Below are 15,519 nucleotides of genomic sequence, written 5' to 3'. Positions count from 1 at the left end.
TACAGAGGGGTATCGGCGCCGGCTCTGAAAACACAAAACCCCATGATTGATCATGGGGTTTTGTGTTTCACACATTCCAAATGTGGGATTTGTTTTGAGGGTTACAGCGGTGCTGGCTGAATGATCTCTACCCAATAGGCGTCCGGATCCTTGATGAACGCCAGGCTCTTCATGCGGCCATCGCTCAAGCGTTTCTGGAAATCGCAGCCCAGTGCTTCAAAGCGCTCGCAGGCGGCGACGATGTCCGGCACCGAGATGCAGATGTGGCCAAAACCGCGCGGGTCGGTGTTGCCATTGTGGTAGGCGAAATCCGCATCGTTCTCGGTGCCGTGGTTGTGGGTCAGCTCCAGGATGCCTGGGATCGATTTCATCCACTCGGTGCGCGCGGTGGCGTCGGCCGGGATCTGGTTCTTGTCCACCAGCGCCAGGAAATACAGGCTGAACTCGGCTTCCGGGAAATCGCGTTTTTCCACCAGGGTAAAACCCAGGATGCGTGTGTAGAAATCCAGGGACTTGGTGATGTCCTTGACCCGCAGCATAGTGTGGTTGAAGACAAATTTCTGTGTAGCGGCGTCCGGTTGGGCGGTAACGCCGGGGAAGGTGTTCAATTCGTGCAGGCTCATGGGCCCTCCGGAAAATATGTGGGCTAACGAATGGAGACAATGATACGCAAGGGTTCGGACATCACCAAACCCAAACAGTCGGCTATTGCCTGACAGCCGGCCTGGGCCCAGACTTTACGGCTTGAACCTTGAGTGCCCATTGCAATGATTCGATTCCGTAACGTGCTGTTCATCCTGCTAAGCGTGCTTTCGCTGGCTGGCGCTGCTCGCGCCGATGCGCCAGTGGTGACCTGGCCGCAAGGCTGGCAGGTCGAAGACGTGCCTGAATCGGCGTCGGGGGTCAGTCGCCAGCGGGCGGTGAAAAATGATCAGGATGGATCGCCGCTCATGGTGATGGAACTAACCATGAGCCCGGTGCAAAGCGGTCACCAGGTAAACCTCGAAGGCGTACTGCTGGAGATGCGCAAGTCGGTTCAAAAAGACTTCTTTCAGGGCGGATATCAAAGTGTCTGCACGCGCATTCATTCGACTACGTTGAGTCGATTGGCCGCGCTGGAAACAACCTGCACCATCACGCAAAACGGCAGGCATGTGCTTTCTCAAACATTGGTGGCTGCGGTGGATGCCGATAAGGCCTATGTTCTTTCCTACGCTGGGCAGGCCGAGGCTTATAAGGCGAGCCAGGATGAAATAGACGCTGCCCGTAACAGCTTGAAACTTTAGTAAGCACCAGTGCTTTTTCGATGCATGAAAAATATTTTAGATATCCAAATGGATTAAGCACAAAGTTGATGGCAGTTAGTAATTGTCGGGTGCCGGCCCCGGGCATTTAGATAGCCCATGAAAAAGCCCTGCATAAGCAGGGCTTTTTTGTCGCCGCGAGAGTTAGCCGCGCAACCAGGAATCAACGGTGGCTGCACCGTACTGTTCTTTCCAGGCTTTCAGGCCGCGGTGGTTGCCGCCCTTGGTTTCAATCAGCTCGCCGGTGTGCGGGTTCTGATAAACCTTGACCACACGGGCGCGGCGGGTTTTAGGGGCGGCTGCCTGCAGCAGGCCGGATTTTGCCGGGTTAGGATCGAGAATGGCGATGATGTCGCGCAGGCTCTTGCCATAGGTTTTCATCAAGCCCTGGAGCTTCTCTTCGAATTCGATTTCTTTCTTGAGCCCGGCATCGTTCTTCAGGGATTCCAACTGCTTGAGCTGTTCTTGAAGGGCCTTTTCGGCTGCACGAAATTCAGCGAGTCTGGACAATATCTTTACTCCAATAGTGTGTTTGGTTGATGCCAACCGCAAACAAAGCTATAAGCCAAGAGCCTTGAAGCGACTCGGTGATAGTGGCTCACCTGCAAATTTAGCGCAGGCATCAAAAATTGTAGTAGTTAATTGGCCAAGAGTAAATCCTGTCTTTTTCTTCATGTAACGTCAGAAGTGTTTTGATTCAAATTGGTGCGGCTAATCGTTTGTATTGGCGATTGAATTCGCGAGTTAATGGTCGCTTAATGCACTAATGAATTCCGCGCCGGGCATGGGTTTGCCGAACAGATAACCTTGCAGGAAGTTGACCTGGTGACCGCTCAGGTAATCACTCTGTTCGCGGGTTTCGACACCTTCGGCCACCAGGGCAAGGTCGAGTTTGACCGCCAGTTCGATGATGCTGTCGAGGATGTGGCTCGACAGTGTGTCGACGCCGATCATGGCGACAAAACTCTGGTCGATTTTCAGAAAATCGACATTGAACTGCCGCAGGTAGCCAAGGCTTGAGTGGCCGGTGCCGAAGTCATCGATGGCGATTTTCACGCCCAGTTCGCGAAGTTGTTCGAACAGTTGCAGGGTGATGGCCGTGGGCTCGATCAATTCACGTTCGGTCAGTTCCAGTACCAGATGGATCGAGCCTGGCTCGAACGCATCGAGAAACTCGCGGCAATCCTTGACCAGTTCCAGGTCCTGGCAATGGCTGGCGGTGATGTTGATGCCAATGTGAAACGGTTTGTTGAAGCTGGCCGATTGCGGTGCGAGCAGGGCGGCGGTTTGTCGCATCAGCGAGCGGGTCATCGGCACGATCAGCCCGGAGTGCTCTGCAAACGGAATGAACAGATCCGGACGCACCAGGCCTTCCTTTGGATGTTGCCAGCGCATCAGCACTTCAGCGCCGGACCAGCTTTTGCTGTCGCCATGCACCACGGGCTGGAAATACGGAATGAACTCTGAAGCTTCCAGTGCCCGCTGCATTTCCTGGGTAGGTGCCGAGGAGCGCTTTTGCAAGACGTGACCAATAGCCCCGGCAATCACACCGAAGAAAATCAGCAGACTGAGCAGCGGCGGATATTCGCTGCGTATGTATCGCCAGATTTCGCCTTTGGGAAAACCGGCTTCCACGGCAAAAGCATAGCGGCCGGAGGTCAAGCGACTTTGCGCAACGGGCAGGTCAGGCGCAGTGCCGGTATGAACCTTGCCATCGGCGGATATCCAGTCCGGGCCAACTTGCAGCACCAGCAAGGTATTGCCACCGATCAGGCGCAGGGTATTAATCAAGTGATAACCATCGAGGGTCGACAGTGCGCCTTTGTTTCCTTCGCTCAGCCGGTACACCAGCACGGCGGTGTTGGGCGTTACCGGATTGCCGCTCAAGAGCCATAAGGCGCCCTGGGTGTAGTCACCGGGGTTGACCTTCTCCTGGTAGTCGCCGAACAGAGAGCTGCAATAGAGGTTGTTGTCCCACACCAGATTGGTTGAACGCACGAAGGGGCGGCGAGTGACCTGCTCGCGCAGCGCCAGTGTGACTTCACCGCAACTTTGGCCTGCCAGCGGCAGCAATTCACGAGCAGCCTGGGCGTTGTTGTCGAGCATCAGGTCGAACTGACGAATCGCTTCTTCGGCGGTTTGTTCGGCGTCTTGTTTGAGCGCACGCCCGGCTTGCATGTAAAGAATGGCGGCCCCCAGCAGCACCGGGAGCAAGCCACTGATCAGAGTGACGGCAATTCTTGTGCTGCGACTGCGGGTTTTGGCTTTCAGCGGCATTCGCGAGTCCTGTCACGAAGATGTAAGGCTCTCAATTGATGGCGGGGTAAAACGCCTCCCATGAAGAGTTCGGGTATGGGCCATGATAGTTGGCCGTTGGCGGTTATGCCGCTCAACGCAAATCAAGGCTTTCGGCCAGCCTGATAAAGGCCAGCGTCGCGGGTGATGCCTGGCGTCGATCGAGCACCGCCAGGCCGACTTGGCGCAACACCGCCGGCGACAGCGGTTTTTTCACGCAGCGGCGGTCAATCTGATTAGGCAATGAACCTTCGGCAACCACCGTCACCCCGTCGCCACGAGCGACGACATCCAGGGTGCTGATCAACTGCGAGCAGCGATAACGGATATTGGGCGTCAGTCGGGCCACTGTGAACAGACGTGAAACCAGCTCCGAAGAACCGGCCTCGGTCAGCACGAACGGGAAGTCGCACAGATCCTTCAGGCTCAGGCTGTCGTGAGCCGCCAGCGGGTGGTCGGCGGGCAGCAGCGCGACCATCTGGTCTTCGATCAGCGCAACCGTGTCGAAACGCTCCTCGGGCAATACCACAAAGCCAATGTCGATCCGCCGTTCCTCCAGCCACTGGAGTACCTGACGGTCGGGGCCTTCGTCGATATGCACCTCGATGCCGGGATGGGCGGCGCGGTACTGCTGCAGAATCAACGGCAGCAATTTGATCGATGAAGTCGGGCCGAAGGAGCCGATTCGCAGCGTGCCGCGTTTCATGCCCCTGGCATCGGCCGCTTCCTGGCGCAGGGTGTTGGCCAGGCCGAGCATCGCCCGGGCGCGCAGCAACAACTGCTGGCCAATGTCGCTCAGTTCGACCTGGGTTTGATGCCGGCGCAGCAGTTCGACACCCAACTCCAACTCCAGGGACTTCAAGGCATGGGACACCGCCGATTGGGAAATACCCAGGCGATTGGCCGCTGCCGTGAAGCCGTGGAGTTCGGCCACGAGGGAGAAAATCTCCAGTTGAGTGAGGGTCATGAGTGTTTGCTCATTTTACGATGACTGGGTATTAACCGAATGATACGACATCTCTCCGACATCCGGTCCTGGAATCTATGACGATCTGCGAGCAAAGCCTGTCAAAACCATCGGATCTTCCGGTGTATCTGAAACTGGCGGCGGTCACCATGGTGTGGGGTGGCACCTTCGTTGCCGGACGCTATCTGGCCGGTGGCCTCAGCCCGCTACTGGCTGCCAGCCTGCGGTTTCTGCTGGCCAGCGTGGCGTTGCTGCTGTTTATACGCATGGCACGCACACCGCTGGTCCGGCCCAGCCCCCGGCAATGGCTGCAATTGTCATTGCTTGGCTTTTTCGGGATATTTTTTTACAACCTGTGCTTCTTTTATGGCCTGCATTACATCAACGCTTCGCGGGCATCCTTGATCGTGGCGCTGAATCCGGCGGTGATCGGCCTGGCTTCCTGGTTGCTGTTCAAGGAGCGTTTGAATCGGGCGAAAGTCGTCGGCATTGCGATCTGCGTGGCGGGCGCGAGCATGGTGATCGTCAGTCGCGACCCGCAACTACTGGCCGGCGGCGCCGATGTCTGGCTCGGCGATTTGCTGATTTTCGGCTGTGTCCTCGGCTGGGGTGTCTACTCGCTGTTCTCCAAAGAGCTGAATCACACCCTGGGCCCGGTGCAAACGGTGACCTATTCGATCCTGCTGGGCACCGTCATGCTCTGGATGACCTGCATCGTGCGCGGCGAGGTGAGTGTCGCCGCGATCGCCCAGCTGGGTGCGCAGCAATGGTTGAGCCTTTTGTACCTGGGCGTGCTGGGGTCGGCGCTGGCGTACATCGGCTACTACGACGGCATTCGCAAAATCGGCGCGACCCGTTCCGGGGTGTTCATTGCCTTGAACCCGTTGACGGCGGTGATCCTTGGCGCGCTGCTGCTGGATGAGCCGCTGATGCTGGCCATGTGCCTGGGTGGCGGGCTGATACTGGCGGGGATTTTCCTCTGCAACAAACCCCTTGCGCGGGCATGGAAAAAGGGGATTTGATACAGAAGGCGGACAAACTGATTTACGCTGTGTAGAATCGGGTTACGCATACAATAATAATCGTCTTCTGGCAGCAGAAGCCTCGCCCGCAAGAGCCTTGGGTCGAAAATGAAGATATTCGGGTTTCAACTGATCTACGGTGACTTTCTCGCCCGCAGTGTGCGGGGCATCTCCTGTGCGCCACCCACCGGTCTCAGCATTGCTTACAACTAACCTTTGTTAATTGATAAAAAATGATGAGGCGCCGACCATGGCAGATTTATACGAAAACCCAATGGGCCTGATGGGCTTTGAATTCATCGAGCTCGCATCGCCGACCCCGAACACCCTGGAGCCGATCTTCGAGATCATGGGCTTCACCAAGGTGGCGACCCACCGTTCCAAGGACGTGCACCTGTATCGCCAGGGCGCGATCAACCTGATCCTCAACAACGAACCCCACAGCGTGGCTTCGTATTTCGCGGCCGAGCATGGTCCGTCGGTGTGCGGCATGGCGTTTCGCGTCAAGGATTCGCAAAAAGCCTACAAGCGTGCCCTGGAACTCGGCGCCCAGCCGATCCACATCGAAACCGGCCCGATGGAACTGAATCTGCCGGCGATCAAAGGCATCGGCGGCGCACCGCTGTACCTGATCGATCGTTTCGGCGAAGGCAGCTCGATCTATGACATCGACTTCGTGTTCATCGAAGGCGTCGACCGCCATCCGGTCGGTGCCGGCCTGAAGATCATCGATCACCTGACCCACAACGTGTATCGCGGGCGCATGGCCTACTGGGCCAACTTCTACGAGAAGCTGTTCAACTTCCGCGAAATCCGCTACTTCGACATCAAGGGCGAATACACCGGCCTGACCTCCAAGGCCATGACCGCACCCGATGGCATGATCCGCATCCCGCTGAACGAAGAGTCGTCCAAGGGCGCCGGGCAGATCGAAGAGTTCCTGATGCAGTTCAACGGCGAGGGCATCCAGCACGTTGCGTTCCTGTCCGATGACCTGATCAAGACCTGGGACCACCTGAAAAGCATCGGCATGCGCTTCATGACCGCGCCGCCGGAGACCTACTACGAAATGCTCGAAGGGCGTTTGCCGAACCACGGCGAGCCGGTGGACCAACTGCAGGCGCGGGGCATTTTGCTGGACGGTTCGTCCGAGTCGGGCGACAAGCGTCTGCTGCTGCAGATCTTCTCGGAAACCCTGATGGGGCCGGTGTTCTTCGAGTTCATCCAGCGCAAGGGCGACGACGGTTTCGGCGAAGGCAACTTCAAGGCGCTGTTCGAATCCATCGAGCGTGACCAGGTGCGTCGTGGTGTTCTCTCCACCGACTAAGCCGTTACACCGATAAAACTGTGGGAGCGAGCTTGCTCGCGATAGCGGTAGTTCATTCAACATTAATGTTGACTGACACACTGCAATCGCGAGCAAGCTCGCTCCCACATTTTGTTTTGCGTGTGCTTAAGGTCTGCGCTGCCGGACCAGATGCTTGAACCCTTCAAAAACCAGCACCAGCACGGCCATCCAGATCGGGATGTAGGTCAGCCATTCCCCGGCCTTGATGCTCTCTCCCAACAGCAACGCCACGCCCAGCAACAACACTGGTTCGACATAGCTCAACAAGCCGAACAGGCTGAACGGCAGCAGGCGGCTGGCAATGATGTAGACCACCAGTGCCGATGCGCTGATCACGCCGAGCATCGGGATCAGCAGCGATAACCATGGATGCTGTTCAAACACACCAAAACCTTGCGCGCCGCTCTGGACGAACCAGACTGCCACCGGCAGCGTCAATGCCATGTCCAGCCACAAGCCACCGAGGTTGTCCGCCGCCAGTCGTTTGCGCAGGACGAAGTAGGCCGGATAACCCACGCAGACCAGCAAGGTCGCCCAGGAAAAACCACCGACCTGATACACCTCGTTGACCACCCCCAGGCAGGCGAACACCACCGCGACTTTTTGCAGATAGGACAGACGCTCGCCGTAGGCCAGGCGACCGGTCAAGACCATGGTCAGCGGCAGCAGGAAATAGCCGAGCGATACGTCGAGGCTGTAGCCGTTCAACGGTGCCCACATGAACAGCCACAATTGCACGCCGAGCAGGGCAGAGGAGGCGATCAGCGCGCCCATCAGTTTCGGATTGGCCATGGCGCGCCGAACGATCTCCAGCACGCGCTTCCACTCCCCGGACACCACCATGAACACGGTCATGCACGGGACGGTCAGCAGCATGCGCCAACCGAAGATTTCCACGCCGCTCAAGGGGCTGAGCAGCGATGTGTAGTAGTACATGACGGCAAACAGCACCGAGGCTGAAACCGATAGAGCGATACCTTTAGACAAGCTGTCCTCGCGAGGTTGAAGGTGAAACGGGGGCGGAGGATACGTGGTTTTTGTGCTGAATATTGTCCGGATGATCAATATTTACAACATCCCCTGTAGGAGCGAGCCTGCTCGCGATGAACGACCAGACACCGCGGGCAGGCAGGCTCCCCGCGTTATCGTTGACCACCATCGCGAGCAAGCTCGCTCCTACAGTGGTTTAAAGCGGTCTGCGGCCGGACACAAAGTGGCTCACATCATTGAACCCCGGTGTCGACGCATGCCCCGGTGTCACCAGCGAATCGATGAACGCCTCATCCTCGGCCGTGATCGTCACCGCCTGCGCCTTAGTGTAGGCGTCCCACTGCGCTTCGGTACGCGGCCCGACAATGGCTGAGGTGACGGCGCTGTTGTTCAGCACCCAGGCAATCGCGAACTCGACGATGCCGACGCCGCGTTCCTGAGTGTATTGCTGGATTTGCTGGGCGATGCGCAGGGATTCGACGCGCCATTCGGTTTCCAGGATGCGTTTGTCCTGGCGTCCGGCACGACTGTTGGCATCAGGTTTCACATCCGGTGCGTATTTGCCGCTGAGCACCCCGCGCGCCAGCGGGCTGTAGGGCACCACGCCAAGGCCGTAGCTTTGAGCCGCCGTGAACTGCTCGGTTTCTGCCTGGCGGTTGACGATGTTGTACAGCGGCTGGCTGATCACCGGCCGGTCAACGCCCAGTTTGTCGGCGACGCGAATGACTTCGGCGATGCGCCAGCCACGGTAGTTGGACAGGCCCCAGTAGCGGATTTTCCCTTGGCGGATCAAGTCACCGATGGCCGATACCGTGACCTCCAGCGGCGTATTGTGGTCTTCGCGGTGCAGGTAATAGATGTCGAGATAGTCGGTGCCCAGGCGTGTCAGGCTGGCATCGATGCCGTTGAACAGGTGCTTACGGCTCAGGCCGCTGCGGTTGGGAACGCCGTCCACGGGACCGAAGCCGACCTTGGTGGCCAGCACCCATTCATGGCGGCGGCTGGCGATGGCCTCGCCGACGATTTCCTCGGAACGGCCGTTGGTGTAGACGTCGGCGGTGTCGATGAAATTGATACCCTGGTCCCAGGCCTTGTCGATGATCCGCAGGGAATCTTCGGTGCTGGTCTGTTCGCCGAACATCATGGTGCCCAGGGTCAGGGTGGACACCTGCAGACCCGAATGACCCAGCGTGCGGTAGCTCATGAGCAAATCCTTTTACCAGTGGGAAAGGCTCAATCAGATACCAGAACCATTGCCGGGAGCAAACGCAAATCTCAAACACACACAAACCAACTGTAGGAGCGAGCTTGCTCGCGATGGAGTGTCAGCTACATGGGCGTGTCTGACACTCCTTCGCGAGCAAGCTCGCTCTCACAGGGGATTTGTGTTGATCAGGTGCGCAAGGTTCGGGTCATGCGCAACGCCAGCAAACTGCCGCAGACAATCACACCCGCCAGCAGGTACAGCGCCGCATCGGTCGAGCCGGTGCTGTCCTTGACCCAACCCACCAGGTACGGGCTGAGGAAACCGGCCATCTGCCCCATCGAGTTGATCAGCGCCAGGCCACCGGCGGCAGCGCCGGCACTCAGCAGGGCGGTCGGCACCGGCCAGAACATTGGCAGGCCGGTGAGGGCGCCCATGGTGGCGATGGTCAGACCAAGAATCGCGATGGCCGGGTTGGCGGCGAAGTTCACCGCGATCAGCAGCCCCAGCGCCCCCATCAGCATCGGCACCACCAAATGCCAGCGGCGTTCTTTGCGCAGGTCGGCTGAACGGCCGACCATTAGCATGAATACGGCGGCGAGCAGATACGGAATCGCGCTCAACCAGCCGATCACCAGGTTATCGCTGAAGCCCAGGTTCTTGATGATCGACGGCAGCCAGAAGTTGATCGCATAGACGCCACTCTGGATGCAGAAATAGATCAGGCCGAAAGCCCAGATCGCCGGGTTCTTGAACACCGCCAGCAGCGAATCGGTCGTGGTTTTCGGCTTGTTCGCCAGATCTTCGGCGTGGTCGGCTTCCAGCACCGAACGCTCAAACGGAGTCAGCCACTTGGCATTGGCGTAGCTGTCGCTGAGCAGGAAGTAAGCCAGCGCACCCAGGATGACGGTGGGAATGCCTTGCAGCAGGAACATCCACTGCCAGCCGGCGAGACCGCCCTGGCCGGCGGCGAAGTGGTTGAGAATCCACCCGGAGAACGGGCTGCCGAGCAGGCCCGACACCGGGATCGCCGACATGAACAAGGCCATGATGCGGCCACGGCGGAAGGTCGGGAACCACTGCGAGAGGTACAGCACCACGCCCGGGAAGAACCCGGCTTCGGCCGCGCCGGTGAACAGGCGCAGGGTATAGAACTCGGTCGGCGTGGTGACGAACAGCAGGCAGGTCGACAGGGTGCCCCAGGCAATCATCATCAGCGCAATCCAGCGCCGCGGGCCGAATTTGGTCAGGGCCAGGTTGCTTGGTACGCCGCACAGCACGTAACCGATAAAGAAGATGCCGGCGCCGAGGCCGTACACGGTTTCGCTGAACTTCAGCGCGTCGAGCATCTGCAGTTTGGCAAATCCAACGTTTACCCGGTCGAGGTAGTTGAACAGGTAGCAGATGAAAATGAAGGGGATCAAACGCAGGGTGATGCGCTTGTAGACGGCGTTTTTATCGTCAGCGATGGCCTGGGACGCTACGGCGCTCTGTGTCATGGCGGCTCTCTCTTTATTATGATTTTTTGCGATGCAAAGGGTAACGTTGATCGCCCAGAGAGTCTCGACCACCCTCAGGGTGGCTGTCTTTGTGCCTGAGCACAGGGTTTGCAACCAAGGCCTGTGCGGGTGAACAACCCGTTCCATCACTGTCTTCAAGGATCACTTGCATGTTCGAACTCGATCACGACCTGGCCCAGGACATCGTCGACCGGGCGATGGCTATCCTGCCGTACAACGTCAACGTCATGGACAGCCAGGGCTTGATCCTGGGCAGCGGCGAACCGGAGCGGGTCAACACCCGGCATGAAGGCGCGCAACTGGTATTGGCCAATGGCCGGGTGGTGGAGATCGATGCGCAGACGGCGATTCATCTCAAGGGCGTACAACCGGGGATCAACCTGCCATTGATGCTCGACCAGCGCCTGATCGGGGTGCTGGGCATCACTGGCGAACCCGAGCAACTGCGCACCTACGCCGAGCTGGTGCGCATGACCGCCGAAATGCTGGTGGGGCAGCGCAACCAGCAGGCCGAACAGCAATGGCGGCGCCAGCGCTGCGATGACTTGCTGGCGCTGCTGCTGAGCGAAGCCGGGGATTCTCCACGACTGGTCGATGAAGCGCAGCAATTGGGCCTCAAACCACAAATGACTCGAGTGCCGTACTTGTTCGAACTGGGGCTGGAACACGCACCAGGACAAACCGTCGAGGCACTGAGTGCCTGGTTGACGAGCCGTCATCCGGACAGTTGGTGCGTGAGCTCGGCCAAAACCTCGTTGCTCTGGTGCCGGCCGGCGAGCCAGACGGTCGAGAACGAGCGCTTGCTGGACAAACTCGACGGCCTGGGCTGGAACATCCTGCGCATTGCCGTGGGTGGGCAGGCCGATGGACTTTCCGGATTGCGTCGCTGCTATCGCCGGGTCGGTGACTTGCTGGCCTACGGGCGCGAAGTGCTGCCGCGCTCCCGATTGCTGACGCTCAACCGCTATCGGCTGCCGGTGATGCTCTGGCGCCACCGCAACGACGACGCCCTCGACGAATTGCTCAATCCGCTGCGCAAGGTCATTGCCAAAGACAGCAACGGCCAGTTGCTGGCCACCCTGCGCAGCTGGTGCGAACACGACGGCCAGAGCCAGGCCTGCGCCGATGCACTGGGCATCCATCGCAACAGCCTGCGGTATCGCATGGAGCGGATTGCCGAGCTGAGTGGGGTTGATCCATTGCGACTGGACGGCATGCTCGCACTCTACCTTGGCGTGCAACTGCTGCCCGAGTCAGACACCCATCCATGAATCACGCAATTGCCCTGTGGGAGCGAGCTTGCTCGCGATAGCGGTGCGTCAGCGGCATTAATGCTGACTGATGCGCCGCCATCGCGAGCAAGCTCGCTCCCACAGTTATTTGTGGTGGTGCACAGATTTGTGGACGATGCCGCTCCCGTCGGGTTTTGTGGAAATGAACAATAATCCTCAACACCGCTTGTGCAGCGGCCCGGCGTTATTGTTCATGGCGGCTGGCAGCATGTGGGCATTGGAACTGGAGAATTCCCATGAAAATCGTGATCGCCCCCGATTCGTTCAAGGACAGCCTCAGCGCCCAAGGCGTGGCCGATGCCATTGCATTGGGATTGGCGCAGGTCTGGCCTGATGCCCAACTGATCAAATGCCCGATGGCCGACGGCGGGGAAGGGACTGTCGAGTCGATCCTGGCCGCGTGCGAAGGCCAGCAGCGCCGCACCTTGGTTCGCGGGCCGCTGGGGGCCACGGTGGAAGCCGCCTGGGGCTGGTTGCCCCAGAGCCACACCGCAATCATCGAAATGGCCGAAGCCAGCGGTTTGCAGTTGGTCCCGGTGGCGCAACGGGATGCGTGCATCAGCAGCACCTTCGGCACCGGGCAATTGATCCGCGCCGCGCTGGATGCCGGTGCGCAACGGGTGATCCTGGCGATTGGCGGCAGTGCGACCAATGACGGCGGCGCCGGTGCCATGCAGGCCTTGGGCGTGAAATTGCTCGACGCCCAGGGGCAGACGCTGTCACCGGGCGGCCTCGCCCTTGGGCAGTTGGCCCGCGTCGACCTGAGCGAGATTGATCCGCGCCTGGCCCAGGTGCGTTTCGACATCGCCGCCGACGTCAACAACCCGCTGTGCGGCCCCCACGGTGCCTCGGCGATTTTCGGCCCGCAAAAAGGCGCTTCGCCCGTGCAGGTCGAGCAACTGGACCGCGCCCTGGGGCACTTTGCCGACCATTGCGCGCAAGCCTTGAACAACGACGTGCGCGACGAGCCGGGCAGTGGCGCGGCGGGCGGCCTGGGGTTTGCCGCCAAGGCGTTCCTCGGTGCGCAATTTACGGCCGGGGTCGAGGTGGTTGCCGAACTGGTGGGGCTGGCCGACGCCGTTGCAGGCGCCGATCTGGTGATCACCGGTGAAGGGCGTTTCGATGCGCAAACCCTGCGCGGCAAGACGCCGTTTGGCGTGGCGCGGGTCGCCCGGGAGCACGGCGTGCCGGTCATTGTCATCGCTGGCACGTTGGGCGAGGGCTATCAGGCACTGTACGAGCATGGTATCGACGCTGCGTTTGCCCTGGCGAGCGGGCCGATGACCCTGGAGCAGGCTTGTGCCGAAGCGCCGCGCTTGTTGCGTGAGCGGGCGACCGATGTGGCGCGGGTTTGGCGGCTGGCCAGTCGCTGACCTTTCGAACACCCCAATCCCTGTGGGAGCGAGCTTGCTCGCGATGACGGTGTGTCAGCGACATCAATGCTGACTGACATACCGCTATCGCGAGCAAGCTCGCTCCCACAGGTTTTTTGAGTGTTGGCGGACTATTCAGGCGGATCAATCTGATCCAGCACCCGGTTCGCCGCGATCTCCGCCAGCATCACGCTGTTGGAAATCCCCAGCAGCGCATTGCGCGATCCGCCGTCCAGATGATCCACCAACTGGTGAACCATCACGTCGACTGAGGCCAGCGTTTCCACCAGGTAAACCATTAGGGTTTCGGTCGTGGCTTCTGGGTTCACGGTGAACAGTGTGCCGGGAGTACGCGGCGTGGCTTTGATATCGGCGATCGAGGGGAAGTGAAAGGCGAGGGCGCGTTCGGCGGCTTCGTTGAGTTTTTTTGAATCGGGCTCGTACGGGGAAACCGGATCGGTGCCCGGCGGGTTTGGTGTGACCTTGAACATCAACTAGATCCTTATATGGAGTGCCATCCCTTTTGCTGCTAAACGAAAGAGGAGGCAGCTGTATGCGGGTTAGCAGACCGGGGATCTAGTAAACCGGCGCGCCCGAAGGCGTCCTGCGCACAGCTACCATCGAGTGCAGACATGGGAATGCCTGACTGATAGCGCCTATGCACTTCACTAGAAAACCACCGGGCGACTAAACCCGATCACTGATGAGCAGTGACGCGAATCAAGTTACCGATGGCCCCCCAGGCGCACAAGCCGGCGGATTCTGGCGTAAGCGTAGGCAACGGCGCAAGGTCCTGTGGCTTTCATGAAGTAACCTTAAACACCATTAAACACGCGCTCGCGAGGTGCCGTGTTGCGCGATTTGAGATAGGGTTGTGGCCAGGAATACGCGCGACAGGAGAACGCCATGCGCTACTCAGCCTTGACCCAACGAATCGCCGGTGACGGAGCGGCGGCCTGGCAGATTCACGATCGAGCGCTGGCGCTGCGCGAGCAGGGTGTCGATGTCTTGCTGCTATCGATCGGCGACCCGGATTTCGACACCCCGCAACCCATCGTCCAGGCCGCGATTGGCAGTTTGCTGGCCGGCGACACGCACTACCCGGCGGTGCGCGGCAGCCAAGGCCTGCGCGACAGCATCGCCCGCCATCATCGCCGGCGCAGCGGCCAGGCCGTGGATGCGCAGCACGTGATCGTATTCCCCGGGGCGCAGTGCGCGGTGTATTCGGTTGCTCAATGCCTGCTCGACCCGGGGGACGAAGTGCTCGTCGCCGAGCCGATGTACGTGACCTACGAAGGCGTGTTCGGTGCCTGCGGGGCGAAAGTGGTGCCGGTGCCGGTGCGCTCGCAGAACGGCTTTCGGGTCGATCCGGCCGATGTCGCGGCACTGATCACGCCGAACACCCGCGCGATGTTGCTCAACAGCCCGAACAACCCCTCCGGCGCCAGCCTGCCGCTGACGGCCTGGAAAGCGCTGGCCGCATTGTGCATTCGCCATGACCTGTGGTTGATCAGCGACGAGGTGTACAGCGAGCTGCTGTTCGAGGGCGAACATATCAGCCCCGCGAGTTTGCCGGGCATGGCCGAACGCACGGCGACTATCAACAGCCTGTCGAAATCCCACGCCATGAGTGGCTGGCGGGTGGGTTGGGTGATCGGGCCGCAATCGCTGTGTGAACATTTGGTGAATCTGTCGTTGTGCATGCTGTTCGGCATTCCGGATTTCATCCAGAACGCCGCGCAATTGGCGCTGGATGAAAACCTGCCGCACGTGGCGCAGATGCGTGAGGAATATCGCCAGCGTCGCGACCTGGTGTGTGCCAGTTTGAATCTGTGCCCTGGCATCCAGGCGATTCGCCCCGATGGCGGCATGTTCGTGATGGTCGACGTGCGCCAGACCGGGTTGTCCGCCCAGCATTTTGCCGAACGGCTGCTGGACGGTTATGGCGTGTCGGTGCTGGCCGGCGAAGCCTTCGGGCCGAGTGCGGCGGGGCATATTCGCATCGGTCTGGTGGTGGATCGGCCGAAGCTGGCGGACGCCTGCCGACGTATCGTGATGTGTGTGACGAACATGCTTGAAGGGCGGCGGGCCTGATTGTTTCGTCGCGGCCTTGAGCTCTTCTTCACCGTTTTAAACCCTGCGCCCCCCATCCTTCCTGCGCAGGGAATCGGTACCCACCTGTCAACTTTGACAGTATCGCTTTT

14 protein-coding genes are annotated in these 15,519 nt (G+C 59.7%); 6 read left to right on the top strand and 8 right to left on the bottom strand.

The annotated features are described in order from the left end of the window. Positions 1-101: 101 nt before the first annotated feature. On the bottom strand, positions 102-623 hold the full coding sequence (gene gloA / locus AC1RS8_RS26190) for a lactoylglutathione lyase (RefSeq protein WP_057714666.1): 522 nt from the start codon (positions 621-623) through the stop codon (positions 102-104). Between the two features lie 144 nt (positions 624-767). Here gloA and AC1RS8_RS26185 point away from each other — a divergent pair, with 144 nt between their 5' ends. Continuing rightward, complete coding sequence (locus tag AC1RS8_RS26185) at positions 768-1,286, top strand: DUF4946 domain-containing protein (protein ID WP_489338593.1); 519 nt, start codon at positions 768-770, stop codon at positions 1,284-1,286. A 162-nt stretch (positions 1,287-1,448) separates the two neighbouring features. Here AC1RS8_RS26185 and AC1RS8_RS26180 read toward each other — a convergent pair whose 3' ends face one another. The 3 genes from AC1RS8_RS26180 to AC1RS8_RS26170 form a co-directional block, all read right to left on the bottom strand. Then, complete coding sequence (locus AC1RS8_RS26180; RefSeq protein ID WP_008051761.1) at positions 1,449-1,814, bottom strand: histone-like nucleoid-structuring protein, MvaT/MvaU family; 366 nt, start codon at positions 1,812-1,814, stop codon at positions 1,449-1,451. 234 nt (positions 1,815-2,048) lie between these two features. Continuing rightward, positions 2,049-3,581, bottom strand: a complete 1,533-nt coding sequence (locus tag AC1RS8_RS26175; RefSeq protein WP_489338592.1) for an EAL domain-containing protein — start codon at positions 3,579-3,581, stop codon at positions 2,049-2,051. 112 nt (positions 3,582-3,693) lie between these two features. Continuing rightward, positions 3,694-4,566 (bottom strand): LysR family transcriptional regulator, encoded by an 873-nt coding sequence (locus tag AC1RS8_RS26170; RefSeq protein ID WP_349734373.1) that lies wholly within the window; start codon positions 4,564-4,566, stop codon positions 3,694-3,696. A 77-nt stretch (positions 4,567-4,643) separates the two neighbouring features. Here AC1RS8_RS26170 and AC1RS8_RS26165 point away from each other — a divergent pair, with 77 nt between their 5' ends. Then, positions 4,644-5,588 carry a DMT family transporter gene (locus AC1RS8_RS26165; RefSeq protein ID WP_489338591.1) on the top strand — a complete coding sequence of 315 codons (945 nt, stop codon included), beginning with the start codon at positions 4,644-4,646 and terminating at the stop codon, positions 5,586-5,588. A 250-nt stretch (positions 5,589-5,838) separates the two neighbouring features. Further along, a complete protein-coding gene (hppD, locus tag AC1RS8_RS26160) occupies positions 5,839-6,915 on the top strand; it encodes a 4-hydroxyphenylpyruvate dioxygenase (protein ID WP_057714671.1) in 1,077 nt (358 codons plus the stop codon). Positions 6,916-7,041: 126 nt separating this feature from the next. Here the strand turns inward: hppD and rarD are convergent, their stop codons facing one another. The 3 genes from rarD to AC1RS8_RS26145 all read right to left on the bottom strand — a co-directional run bounded on the left by rarD (position 7,042) and on the right by AC1RS8_RS26145 (position 10,629). After that, positions 7,042-7,923: an EamA family transporter RarD gene (gene rarD, locus AC1RS8_RS26155; RefSeq protein WP_057714672.1), complete on the bottom strand. Its 882-nt coding sequence runs from the start codon at positions 7,921-7,923 to the stop codon at positions 7,042-7,044. A gap of 199 nt (positions 7,924-8,122) precedes the next feature. Further along, positions 8,123-9,130 carry an aldo/keto reductase gene (locus AC1RS8_RS26150; protein ID WP_489338590.1) on the bottom strand — a complete coding sequence of 336 codons (1,008 nt, stop codon included), beginning with the start codon at positions 9,128-9,130 and terminating at the stop codon, positions 8,123-8,125. A gap of 188 nt (positions 9,131-9,318) precedes the next feature. After that, positions 9,319-10,629, bottom strand: coding sequence for an MFS transporter (locus AC1RS8_RS26145; RefSeq protein WP_090455448.1), 1,311 nt, complete (start codon positions 10,627-10,629; stop codon positions 9,319-9,321). Positions 10,630-10,799: 170 nt separating this feature from the next. Here AC1RS8_RS26145 and AC1RS8_RS26140 point away from each other — a divergent pair, with 170 nt between their 5' ends. Continuing rightward, complete coding sequence (locus AC1RS8_RS26140; protein ID WP_090455446.1) at positions 10,800-11,921, top strand: sugar diacid recognition domain-containing protein; 1,122 nt, start codon at positions 10,800-10,802, stop codon at positions 11,919-11,921. A 257-nt stretch (positions 11,922-12,178) separates the two neighbouring features. Next, positions 12,179-13,315, top strand: a complete 1,137-nt coding sequence (locus AC1RS8_RS26135) for a glycerate kinase (protein ID WP_489338589.1) — start codon at positions 12,179-12,181, stop codon at positions 13,313-13,315. Positions 13,316-13,446: 131 nt separating this feature from the next. Here the strand turns inward: AC1RS8_RS26135 and AC1RS8_RS26130 are convergent, their stop codons facing one another. Next, the gene (locus AC1RS8_RS26130; protein WP_057714677.1) at positions 13,447-13,806 is read right to left on the bottom strand and encodes a DUF6124 family protein; all 360 of its coding nucleotides are present in this window, start codon (positions 13,804-13,806) and stop codon (positions 13,447-13,449) included. A gap of 415 nt (positions 13,807-14,221) precedes the next feature. Here AC1RS8_RS26130 and AC1RS8_RS26125 point away from each other — a divergent pair, with 415 nt between their 5' ends. Beyond that, a complete protein-coding gene (locus AC1RS8_RS26125; protein ID WP_057714678.1) occupies positions 14,222-15,409 on the top strand; it encodes a pyridoxal phosphate-dependent aminotransferase in 1,188 nt (395 codons plus the stop codon). The last annotated feature ends 110 nt before the right edge of the window (positions 15,410-15,519 follow it).

The sequence above is a fragment of the Pseudomonas sp. GW821-FHT12A04 genome, from assembly GCF_058807755.1.
This window is presented reverse-complemented; position numbering and strand designations above follow the sequence as displayed.

Bases quoted from the DNA above. Each gene is read 5' to 3' on its own strand.
- gloA (WP_057714666.1), bottom strand. From the start codon at position 623: ATGAGCCTGCACGAATTGAACACCTTCCCCGGCGTTACCGCCCAACCG.
- AC1RS8_RS26185 (WP_489338593.1), top strand. From the start codon at position 768: ATGATTCGATTCCGTAACGTGCTGTTCATCCTGCTAAGCGTGCTTTCG.
- AC1RS8_RS26175 (WP_489338592.1), bottom strand. From the start codon at position 3,581: ATGCCGCTGAAAGCCAAAACCCGCAGTCGCAGCACAAGAATTGCCGTC.
- AC1RS8_RS26170 (WP_349734373.1), bottom strand. From the start codon at position 4,566: ATGACCCTCACTCAACTGGAGATTTTCTCCCTCGTGGCCGAACTCCAC.
- AC1RS8_RS26165 (WP_489338591.1), top strand. From the start codon at position 4,644: ATGACGATCTGCGAGCAAAGCCTGTCAAAACCATCGGATCTTCCGGTG.
- hppD (WP_057714671.1), top strand. From the start codon at position 5,839: ATGGCAGATTTATACGAAAACCCAATGGGCCTGATGGGCTTTGAATTC.
- AC1RS8_RS26150 (WP_489338590.1), bottom strand. From the start codon at position 9,130: ATGAGCTACCGCACGCTGGGTCATTCGGGTCTGCAGGTGTCCACCCTG.
- AC1RS8_RS26145 (WP_090455448.1), bottom strand. From the start codon at position 10,629: ATGACACAGAGCGCCGTAGCGTCCCAGGCCATCGCTGACGATAAAAAC.
- AC1RS8_RS26140 (WP_090455446.1), top strand. From the start codon at position 10,800: ATGTTCGAACTCGATCACGACCTGGCCCAGGACATCGTCGACCGGGCG.
- AC1RS8_RS26135 (WP_489338589.1), top strand. From the start codon at position 12,179: ATGAAAATCGTGATCGCCCCCGATTCGTTCAAGGACAGCCTCAGCGCC.
- AC1RS8_RS26130 (WP_057714677.1), bottom strand. From the start codon at position 13,806: ATGTTCAAGGTCACACCAAACCCGCCGGGCACCGATCCGGTTTCCCCG.
- AC1RS8_RS26125 (WP_057714678.1), top strand. From the start codon at position 14,222: ATGCGCTACTCAGCCTTGACCCAACGAATCGCCGGTGACGGAGCGGCG.